The organism is Streptomyces sp. ADI96-02 (assembly GCF_003846185.1).
Lineage (GTDB): Bacteria > Actinomycetota > Actinomycetes > Streptomycetales > Streptomycetaceae > Streptomyces.
Genome location: NZ_ML123034.1, coordinates 5,999,238 through 6,009,346, shown reverse-complemented (window position 1 = coordinate 6,009,346; position 10,109 = coordinate 5,999,238). Strand labels below are relative to the sequence as shown.

The following is a 10,109-nucleotide window of genomic DNA, read 5'->3' as shown; positions in this document are numbered from 1 at the left end:
GTTCGCGGCGTGTTCCCCGCGGCGACATGGAAAACAATACCAGGGGTTCGGCGCGCCCCTCACCTGCATATCCGGTGGTCAGTGCGGTGCGGCGGGCCGATGCGGCGAGGTGCGGGGTCTGCGGCCTCTTCGGCGCTACGTTCGCGTGCATGAGTGATCGCGGCTACCGTCCGCCCCGTGCGCTGTCCCCTCTGCGCGAGCATCTGCGCGACACCTTCTGGTTCGCCCCGACGCTCGGGTTCGTCTGCGTTTTCGTGCTCTGGTGGGGCGCGTCCGAGCTGGACGCGGCGCTCGTCGCGCATCTGCGGCGCGAGGCGGCCTACGACCAGCTCGGTGATCTGATCGCCTTCTCGCAGGACGCCAAGACGATCGTGACGACGATCAGCTCGGCGATGATGACCTTCATCGGTGTCGTGTTCAGCATCTCGCTGGTCGCCGTGCAGATGGCCAGCGGCCAGCTCACCCCCCGAGTGGTGCGGATCTTCGTCCGGAGCCGGATCACCAAGCTGACGCTGACGGTCTTCCTGGCCACGTTCCTGTTCTCGCTGCTGGTCCTGGCCTCGTACGAGAGCGAGCGCGATCCGGTCCGGGCCGTCTCGGTGCCGCTGGTGCAGAGCATGCTCACCCTGGCGCTGCTGGGGCTGAGCCTGCTGCTGTTCGTCCTCTACGTCAGCTCGACGCTGCGGCTGCTCCAGGTGGGGCCCGTCGTGGACCGGATCGCCCGCGACTCCTTCCGGGTGCTGCGGCGGATGCCCGGGGGGCCTCGCGAGGCGGAGCCGCTGGGGCCGGAGACCGCGCGCGTCATGCACGAGGGGCGGGCCGGCGTGCTGCGGGACGTGAACACCGCCCGGCTGGTGCGGGCCGCGCGGCGGCAGGACGTCGTACTGCGGCTGATCCCGCGGATCGGCGACTTCGTGGTGCCGGGCACTCCGGTGCTGGCCGTCCACGGCGGGGCGGTGCCGCCGCCGCACGCGCTGCGGTACACGGTGCACGTCGGGGTGGAGCGCACCCTGCACCAGGACCTCACCTTCGGCCTCCGCCAGCTCTCGGACATCGCGCTGCGGGCCCTGTCCTCGTCCGTGAACGATCCGACGACCGCCGTCCAGTGCCTGGACCGGATCGTGCAGTTCCTCGCGGCGGTGGTCCGCCTGCCGCTGGGCGCGGTGCACCACCGGGACCGGGCCGGGCGGGTACGGCTGGTGCAGGACGGGCCCGGGTGGGAGGACCTGGTGGATCTCGCCTTCGAGGAGATCCGCTGGTGCATGGCCGGCAGTCCCCAGGTGATGCGCCGGCTTCTGGCGGGGCTCGACGATCTGCTGCTGCTCGCTCCCGAGGACCGCAGGAAACCCCTGGTCAGACATCGTGCGCTGCTCGTCCAGGCGGTGGAGCGCACGGTGCCGGTGGCGGCGGACCGCGGCTTCGCGCTGCTGCCCGACCACCAGGGCATCGGGTGAGTAGGGATGACCGGGCCCGGCCCGCCCCGCGGCCACGGGTGTGCGGGCCGTGGGCGCGAGGCCGGGTCGGGTCGGGTCGGGTCGGGGCGTTCTCCCGTACGTCAGTCGCCGCAGCGCGCCTCGCGCAGGGAGTGCAGGTGTGCGCTGGACTTCCGGGCGAAGGCCAGCGACTCGACCGGGTTGTCGTGCTCGGTCTGCCAGTGGTGGTAGCTGCGGCCGTGGTGGGTCCGGTCCGTGACCGTGGACAGGAACGTCCGGTAGTCGATGTCCCCGTCGCCGACGTCCGACATCCGGTAGCCGTCGCGGGTGGTCTCGTCGCGGACGCCGTCCTTGACGTGGAAGAGCGGGTAGCGCTCCGGATGCTTCAGGACGTACCCGAGCGGGTCGAGCGGGGCCGGGGAGCCGTCCGCCCGCTTGCTGAAGCGGAACTGGGCGCAGTAGGCCCAGTAGACGTCCATCTCCAGGTGCACCAGGTCGGGGTCGGTCTCCGCGAGCAGCACGTCGTAGAGCCGGATCTTCGGCTGGTCGGTCGCGAAGGAGAACTCCTCGGCGTGGTTGTGCTGGTAGAACTTCATGCCGCGCTTGCGGGCGGCGGCCCCGTACGTGTTGAACTCCTCCGCCGCTCGCTTCCAGCCGTCCACCGTGGCGCCGTAGCGGAAGGGGCCGGAGGCCGTGCCGATGTGCTTGAGGCCGAGGGCCTGGGCGTCGTCCAGGACCTTCTCCAGGTTCTGGGCGAAGGTGTAGGCCGCGGGGTTGCCGTCGTCGTAGTAGCCGACGTGGCTGCCGATCGGGTTCAGGCCGTGGTCCCGGGCCAGCCGCTTGAGCCGCGCGAGGGTGATGGGGCCGGCCGAGCCCTGGGTGTAGCCGGCGAACTCGATCTCGTCGTAGCCGTACTTCTCCAGCTCGGCGAAGACCGGGGCGAAGCCGAGGGTGGAGACCTTGTCGCGGAGGCTGTAGAGCTGGATGCCGAGGCGGCCGGGCGGCAGGACGAGACGGCCCCTGCCGTGCCCGTGGCGCGTGCCGTGGCCCTTGCCGTGGACCCGGTCGCGGCTGTCGGCCTGGGCGGTCGCCGCGCCGACGACGGTGGCCGCGGTGGCTCCCGCGGCTACGCCGAGGACGTTGCGGCGGCTCAGTCTGCGGGCGAGTTCGGTGTCCTTCGGGGTGCGGCTCGTGTTCACGTGACTCCCTCGATGTGACCTGGTGGTGCGGACGGGCGCCGGTACGCGACGGAGGACCGTCAGCGCAGTCCGGCGAGCTGGAGGAGCAGGGACTTCACTTCGGTGGCCCTGACCCGGCCGGTGAACGCTCTCGGAGTGGAGCAGAGGATGAGCGGACCTTCGTCGTCGCTCGCCGGGAGGCGGCCGTGGCTGCCGCGGACGGGCGAGGGGTCGAGCGGGACGACCGCCATGCGGTAGCGCAGGCCGAGTTTCTTGCGGGCGACCGCCGTGGCGGCCCTGACCCGTACGTACGGGTCCTGCGGGTCCATGAAGAGTTCGACCGGGTCGTAGCCGGGTTTGCGGTGGATCTCGACGAGCTGTGCGAAGTCGGGGGCGCGGGCGTCGTCGAGCCAGTAGTAGTACGTGAACCAGGCGTCCTGCTCGGCGACGGCGACGAGTTCGCCGGAGCGCGGGTGGTCCAGGTGGTTCGCCTTCTTGCCCGCGTCGTCGAGGAGCAGGTCGATTCCGGGCAGGTCCGCGAGCGCCGCCCGGGTCGCCTCCAGGTCCTCCGGCCGGCGTACGTAGACGTGGGCGAGCTGGTGGTCGGCGACGGCGAAGGCGCGGGAGGCCATCGGGTCGAGGTACTCCATGCCGTCCTGGGTGTGGACCTCCAGCAGGCCCGCCCGGCGCAGCGCCCGGTTGATGTTGACGGGCCGCTCCACGCGGGTGATCCCGTACTCGGAGAGCGCGACGACGGTGCGGCCCTCCGCGCGGGCGTCGGCCAGGAGCGGGGCCACCGCCCGGTCGAGGTCGGCGGCGGCCCGGTGCGAGCGCGGGTCGTCGGGGCCGTGGCGCTGGAGGTCGTAGTCGAGGTGCGGCAGATAGCAGAGGGCGAGGTCGGGCGTGCGGGTGGCGACGATGTGCCGGGTGGCATCGATGATCCACTGTGAGGAGACGAGGTCGGCGCCGGGTCCCCAGAAGTGGAAGAGGGGGAACGTGCCTAGTTTGCCGGTGAGTTCGTCGTGCAGGGCGGGCGGCCGGGTGTAGCAGTCGGGTTCCTTGCGGCCGTCCGCGTAGTAGACCGGGCGCGGGGTGACGGTCCAGTCGGTGTCGGCGCCCATGGCGTACCACCAGCAGATGTTGGCGACCGTGTAGCCGGGGTGGGCGCGGCGGGCGGCGTCCCAGAGCCTGTCGCCCTCGACGAGTCCGTTGTGCTGGCGCCACAGCAGGACGTCGCCCAGCTCGCGGAAGTACCACCCGTTGGCGACGATGCCGTGTTCGGCGGGCATGGCGCCGGTCAGGAACGTGGACTGGGCCGCGCAGGTGACGGCGGGCAGCACGGTGGAGAGCGGCGCCTGCGTCCCCTCGCGCGCCAGGGCGCGCAGGTTGGGCATGTGGGCGAGCAGGCGCGGGGTGAGGCCGACGACGTCGAGGACCAGGAGCGGTGTGGGGCGCTCGGTCGGCGCATCCGCCTCGGTCGTGCCGGTGTCGGGCGCGTTCACGGCAGCTCCTTGAGGCCGAGGTCGACCAGGAGGTCGCGGGCGAGGGTGAGTTCGGCGGCGATGCCGTCGGCGAGCTGGGCGCGGTTGCGGGGGCGCAGGGCGGGCGGGAGCGCCTGCCAGGTGTACGTCTCCACCTCCAGGTGGCGGGTGAGCGGCTCGGGTCCGCCGACCAGTCGGGCGAGTGTGGCGGCCAGCACGGGCAGGGTGGAGGTGAGCGGGGGCGCGGGGGGTGCGTGCAGCGGGACGTGGAAGTGGGCGCGCCACGGGGTGCTGTCGGGGAGGGAGCGGCCGGCGAGCGCTTCGTCGAGGTCGTCGGTCCCGCGCAGTCCGGCGGTGGTGCGGGTGCGCGTCTGGTGGAGGAAGCGGGGTTCGGCGAACGCGGCCAGTGCGGCGCGTACTTCGGGCAGGTGTGGGTGTTCGGCGTGCAGGGCCGCGGAGAGCTGGGACTTGACCACCGGGACGCCGGCCGCCGTCAGCGCGTCGAGGGCGGTGTCGGGGTCCTCGAAGGAGGTGGCCAGGTGGCAGGTGTCGACGCAGACGCCGATGCGGTCGTGGCCGATGCCGATGAGCGGGCCGATGGCGTCGGCGGTGGTCTCCACGGTGCAGCCCGGTTCCGGTTCGAGGCCGATCCGGATCGATCTGCCGGTCAGTTCGGCGAGGGCGTCCAGGCGCTGGGCGAGGGTGGTGAGGGCAGTGCGCGCGGTGCGGGCCGCCCCGGGGTCGGTGTCGTACGGGGTGCGCCAGGCCAGCGGCAGGGTGGAGACGGTGCCCTCGGTGACGTCGTCGGGGAGCAGGGCGGCGAGCAGGCGGGCCAGGTCGGTGGTGTGGGCGAGCCGTTCGGGGTCGGTCCAGTCGGGCCGGTACACGCGGTACTTGACCTCGTCGGAGCCGAACCCTTCGTACGGGAAGCCGTTGAGGGTGACCACTTCGAGGCCGCGGGCGTCGAGTTCGGTACGCAGCGAGCGCAGTTGGGCCGGGTCGTCGGTCAGGGCGCGGGCGGCGTCCCGGGCGAGCCAGAGGCCGATGCCGAGCCGGTCCCTGCCGAGGCGGCGGCGGACCGGTTCGCAGTGGTCGCGGAGTTGCGCGCGTACGCCGTCCAGTGTCTCGGCCGGGTGGACGTTGGTGCAGTAGGCGAGGTGGACCGTGGAACCGTCCGGGTGGCGGAAGCGCATGGCCTCACTCCCCGCCGCGCAGGATGGAGTTGCCCTCGTGGAGGGGTTCCGGGTCGGCGGTGTCGAGCTGGAGCCGGCCGCTCTGCCCGTAGAAGGCCACGGGGTTGCGCCACAGGACCCGGTCGACGTCGTCCTCGGTGAAGCCCGCCGCCAGCATCGCGTCGGCGACCTCGCGGGTCTTGAGCGGATCGCTCTTTCCCCAGTCGGCGGCGGAGTTGACGAGGATCCGCTCGGTTCCGAAGTTCCGCAGGACGGCGACCATGCGGTCCTCGTCCATCTTGGTGTCCGGGTAGATGGAGAAGCCGGCCCAGCAGCCGCTGTCGAGGGCGTCCCGCACGGTCGTCTCGTTGAGGTGGTCGAGCAGTACGGACTCGGGCGGGAGGCTCGACGCGCGTACGGCGTCGATCGTCCGGTGCAGGCCGGCGAGCTTGTCGCGGTGCGGCGTGTGGACGAGAGCGGGCAGTCCGTGGTCGGCGGCGAGCTGGAGCTGGGCGGCGAGGGCGTGGTCCTCCGCCGGGGTCATGGAGTCGTAGCCGATCTCGCCGACGGCGACGACGGAGTCCTTGACGAGATAGCGCGGCAGGGCGTCCAGGACGGGCGTGCAGCGGGGGTCGTTGGCCTCCTTCGGGTTGAGGGCGATGGTGCAGTGGTGGGCGATGCCGTACTGGGAGGCGCGGAACGGCTCCCAGCCCAGGAGGGCGTCGAAGTAGTCGAAGAAGCTGGCGGGCGAGGTGCGGGGCTGGCCGAGCCAGAAGGAGGGTTCGACGAGCGCGCGGACGCCCGCGTCGTACATCGCCCGGTAGTCGTCCGTGGTGCGCGAGGTCATGTGGATGTGCGGGTCGAAGATGCGCATCAGGGCTCCTGGGTGGGCGCGGGCGCGGTGGGCACGGGCGTGGCGGGCGCGGTCTGTTCGCCCGCCGCGCCGGTGAGGTCGAGCACCGTGCTCAGTCCGGCCGGTACGAGGCGGCCGGCCGCGGTGCGTTCGGCGGCGAAGTCGATCAGCATGCGGGCGAGTTCGGCGTCGCCCCGGGCCCGGTCGCCGAGCCTCGCGACCGCCTGGACGGGCACTTCGCTGAACAGGCACTTCAGTACGGCGTGGCGCCAGGCGTGCGCGTCGAGGCGGTCGGCGGCGTACGGGCCGACGGCGGCGGCCACCAGCCGGGTGTCGTTGGTGCGCAGGGCGTCCTCGACGAGCGGGAGGGCCGAGTCGCCGAGGTCGAGGCGGTGCAGGGTGAGCAGGACGGCGCGGCGTTCGGCGGCGGTGCCCTGGCGGTAGAGCCGGGTCACGGAGGCCAGCGGCGCGCGGGCCTCGACGAGCAGCAGGGACCGTACGGAGTCGGCGTGGTGCGGCCCGCAGTGCCGGCCGGCGGCGGCGTACCGCAGCTCCCACGGGGGCGGGGCGCAGGCGCTGTCGTCGCGGTCGTCGCGTGCGGCGTCGTGGGCGGCCTCGGCGAGGGCTTCGTCGAGCCAGGCGCGGGCGGCTCCGCCGAGTTCGGCGTCGAGTTCGTCGCGGGTCCTCAGCATGCCGCGGCTCCCTTCGTCATGGCCTCGCGCAGGAACGCGACGGACGTGCGGGCGAGTTCCGGGCCGGCGTGGGAGTGGCGGGGCAGTTCGACGACGGTGAGGCCGCGGTAGTCCGAGGCGGCGAGGGCGGCCAGGACGGGCGGGAAGTCGATCTCCCCGTCGCCGAAGGGCAGGTGCTCGTGGACGCCGCGCCGCATGTCCTCGATCTGTACGTGGCGCAGCCAGGGCACGGAGTCCTTGACGCACTGCGCGGGCGGGGCGTCCTCCAGGCACTGGCAGTGGCCGATGTCGAGTGTGAGGCCGAGCGGTCCGGGGTCGCCGAGCAGGGTGCGCAGGTGGTGGAAGTCGGCGAGGGTGGCGAGCAGGTGCCCGGGTTCGGGTTCGACGGCGAGCGGGATGCCGGAGCGGTCGGCGGCTTCGAGTACGGGTGCGACCGCTTCGGCCAGGCGCTTCCAGGCGGTGTCCGGCGCGGTGCCCGGTGGTGTGACGCCGCTGAAGAAGTGGACTGCGTGGGAGCCGAGTTCGGCGGCGACGTCGACGGCGCGGACGAGCAGCGCGGCACGGGCGGCCCGCGCGTCGGGGTCCGGGTCGAGCAGCGAGGGGCCGTGCTTGCGGCGCGGGTCCAGGACGTAGCGTGCGCCGGTCTCGACGGTGACGCGGAGTCCGAGCGAGGTGAGCCGGCGGCGGACCCGGCGGGTCCGTTCGGCGAGGTCGGGCGCCGTCGGGTCCAGGTGCATGTGGTCGAGGGTCAGGCCGACGCCCTCGTAGCCGAGATCGGCGAGGAGCCCCAGCGCGTCGTCGAGGCGGAGGTCGGTGAGCCCGTTGGTGCCGTAGCCGAGGTGGAGGGTCATGTGGGGCTCACCTTCCGGGCGAGGGTGCGGGCGAGGGGGACGAGCGCCATGACGGCGAGTCCGGCTGCGGGCGCCTGGGCACGGGCGGCGAGCGCGGCCTGGAGGGGGATCATGGCCCGGATGCCGCCGCCGACCGCCCGCTGGGTGAGGGGCGGGGACGGGTTGAGGGCCGCGTGCAGGAGCGGGGGGCCGGCGGTCCGCAGGTAGGCGCCGGTGAAGGCGGTGAGCAGGAGCCGGGTGGCGGCGGTCCGGCCGGGCCGGCCGGTCGCGGCGTGCCCCGGGCTTCCGGGGTGCTCCCGCAGTACGGCGGCGGCCAGCGCGGCGGTCGCGACCAGTGCGGCGAGGGGTGCCGCGGTGGAGCCGCCCTGGGTCTCGTGGCGGGACACGGCGGTGACGCCGTAGGTGTGCGCGCCGAGGGCCAGGGCGGAGGGCAGCGCGGCGGCCAGGGCGGCGCGCGCCGTGGCGGCGGTGGCACGGGGCGCGCCGGGGCGGCCCGCGCCACCGTCGGCCGCGCGGCCCGGGACCCCACCACCACCGACCGCGCGCCCCGGGCCCGCGCCACCGTCGGCCGTCGCCGTCGCCGTCGCGCCCAGGAGCAGGTCCAGCGTGCGGGCCGCCGCCATCGCCGCCGGGCCCGCCTTCGTGTGCTTCAGGCGCAGGTCGTAGGCCCAGACCGTGGCCGCCAGGCCGGTGGCGACGGCCAGCGCGGGGCGGCCGGCCCGCGCCGCGAGGGCCAGGCCGGCCGCGGTGAGCGCTCCGGCCGCGCCCAGAGCGGCCCGCGGGCTGATCCGGCCCGACGGGATCGGCCGGTGCGGCCGGTCGATCGCGTCCTCCTCCCGGTCCGCCCAGTCGTTGAGGGCCATGCCCGCCTCGTACAGACACAGGGAGGCGCCCATCGCGAGCAGAGTCCCCCGGCCCGGCCCGCGGCCCGCCGCCGCCGCTCCGGCCAGGGCGTCGCCCGGTACGGAGAACAGCGCGGAGACGCGGAACAGCTCGCTCCACGCCTTCACCCCGCCGCGCCTTCCGGCCTCGGGCCGGGGCGCGCGCCTGTCCGGTGCGGGCGCAGTCCCACCCGTACCGGACAGGCCGTCATCGTGGGCGGCCCTCCGCCGCCCGCGGCCCGCCGCCGCCGACCGGATCGCCGCGGCCGGTGGGGTCCGCAGTCCGGCGGGACCGTTCAGCCGCCCCGCCGGAGCGGTGCGCAGCGCCGCCGGCAGGTCCGGCAGCCGCCACCTCACGCCTCGCCCCGCAGCCGCTCGGCGAAGGCCAGCAGGTCGGCGTACTGATCGGCGAGCGCCGCCGAGCCTCCGCCGTCCGGGTCCTTGAAGTAGAAGCCCAGCTCGGGCCGGGGCCCGCTGAGGCCGGTTTCGTGGGCGCGGGCGAGCAGCCGGGCCAGGTCCAGGACCAGCGGGGCCGCCAGGGCGGAGTCGCAGCCCTGCCAGATGGTCTGGAGGATCATCCGGGAGCCGAGGAAGCCGTCGAAGGCGATGTGGTCCCAGGCCGTCTTCCAGTCCCCCATCGCCGGTACGTCGTCGATGTGGACCTCGCCCTCGGGTGCGGCGCCGAAGGTGTCGGCCAGGACGCGTTCCTTGCCGGCGTTCTTGGCGGCGGCGGCAGCGGGATCGGCCAGCGCGGCCCCGTCGCCGCCGCCGAGCAGGTTCGTACCGGACCAGGCCCGTACGGGCAGGGCGCGCTGGACGAACATCGGGGCGAGGACGGAACGGAGCAGCGTCTGGCCGGTCTTGCCGTCGCGTCCGGCGTGGGGAAGACCGCAGGAGGCGACGGCTTCCGCGAGGGCGGGGCTGCGCAGGCCGGTGGAGGGGGTGAAATCGACATAGGGGCAGCCGGCCCGCAGCGCGGCGGCGGCGTAGAGCGAACTGGCGGGCAGTCGCGGGTCGTCGGGCCCGGGGGCCGGTTCGGTGGAGGAGACGTTGACGACGACGGTGCGGGCCAGTTCGTGGCGGCGGGTGAAGCCGGCGAGGTCGGCGGCGAACGCGGTGATGAGCTCTTCGTCGGTGCGGGCGTCGCCGGGGAGGGGTCCGCCGGGCCGGATCTCGGCGTCGGCCGCGTCGAGTTCGGCGCGCACGGCGGCGGGCAGGCCGTGCGGCAGGACGCCGCCCTCGGCCAGTGCCTCGGCGCGCTTGGCGAGCGGGCAGTCGAGGATGTCGTGGCCGCCGAACACGAGAGAGGCCAGGGGCGGCAGGCCGCTGCGGGCGAAGGGCGGCGTCTCGGTGGCCATGCCGCTCGGCGGGTGGAGGCCGGCCGCGATGGCGGCGCATCCCGCCGTGGCGGTGGTGGCGACGGAGCCGCGTGCTCCGATGAACCAGACTCCGGTGCGTACGCGGGCGTCCGGAGAACCTTGACGAACGGCAAGTGCGGTCACGGGCTGCCTCCCTGGGAGATGAAGAGGTGGAGGACGACGGGCGGGGGCGGTGGCGCTCCTCCCCCG

At 74.2% G+C, this 10,109-nt stretch carries 9 protein-coding genes; 1 reads left to right on the top strand and 8 read right to left on the bottom strand.

The genetic code is table 11. The features are described from left to right. Window positions 1-149 precede the first annotated feature (149 nt). Complete coding sequence (locus tag EES43_RS26315) at window positions 150-1,454, top strand: DUF2254 domain-containing protein (RefSeq protein WP_124271046.1); 1,305 nt, start codon at window positions 150-152, stop codon at window positions 1,452-1,454. Between the two features lie 101 nt (window positions 1,455-1,555). On the opposite strand, the gene EES43_RS26310 is transcribed toward EES43_RS26315, so the two are convergent. The 8 genes from EES43_RS26310 to EES43_RS26275 form a co-directional block, all read right to left on the bottom strand. After that, window positions 1,556-2,632 carry a sugar phosphate isomerase/epimerase family protein gene (locus tag EES43_RS26310; protein WP_124271045.1) on the bottom strand — a complete coding sequence of 359 codons (1,077 nt, stop codon included), beginning with the start codon at window positions 2,630-2,632 and terminating at the stop codon, window positions 1,556-1,558. Window positions 2,633-2,691: 59 nt separating this feature from the next. Beyond that, entirely contained in the window at window positions 2,692-4,113 is a 1,422-nt protein-coding gene (locus EES43_RS26305) for a nucleotide pyrophosphatase/phosphodiesterase family protein (RefSeq protein WP_124271044.1), read from the bottom strand. Further along, the gene (gene eboE, locus EES43_RS26300) at window positions 4,110-5,285 is read right to left on the bottom strand and encodes a metabolite traffic protein EboE (protein ID WP_124271043.1); all 1,176 of its coding nucleotides are present in this window, start codon (window positions 5,283-5,285) and stop codon (window positions 4,110-4,112) included. The genes EES43_RS26305 and eboE overlap by 4 nt, the downstream gene beginning before the upstream one ends. Window positions 5,286-5,289: 4 nt before the next feature. Next, entirely contained in the window at window positions 5,290-6,138 is an 849-nt protein-coding gene (locus EES43_RS26295) for a TatD family hydrolase (protein WP_124271042.1), read from the bottom strand. Further along, entirely contained in the window at window positions 6,138-6,809 is a 672-nt protein-coding gene (locus tag EES43_RS26290) for an EboA domain-containing protein (RefSeq protein WP_124271041.1), read from the bottom strand. The genes EES43_RS26295 and EES43_RS26290 overlap by 1 nt, the downstream gene beginning before the upstream one ends. Beyond that, window positions 6,803-7,660: a sugar phosphate isomerase/epimerase family protein gene (locus EES43_RS26285; RefSeq protein ID WP_124271040.1), complete on the bottom strand. Its 858-nt coding sequence runs from the start codon at window positions 7,658-7,660 to the stop codon at window positions 6,803-6,805. The genes EES43_RS26290 and EES43_RS26285 overlap by 7 nt, the downstream gene beginning before the upstream one ends. Next, the gene (locus EES43_RS26280) at window positions 7,657-8,799 is read right to left on the bottom strand and encodes an SCO3242 family prenyltransferase (protein ID WP_241192729.1); all 1,143 of its coding nucleotides are present in this window, start codon (window positions 8,797-8,799) and stop codon (window positions 7,657-7,659) included. The genes EES43_RS26285 and EES43_RS26280 overlap by 4 nt, the downstream gene beginning before the upstream one ends. 95 nt (window positions 8,800-8,894) lie before the next feature. Then, the gene (locus EES43_RS26275; RefSeq protein WP_124271039.1) at window positions 8,895-10,043 is read right to left on the bottom strand and encodes an inositol-3-phosphate synthase; all 1,149 of its coding nucleotides are present in this window, start codon (window positions 10,041-10,043) and stop codon (window positions 8,895-8,897) included. Between the last annotated feature and the right edge of the window lie 66 nt (window positions 10,044-10,109).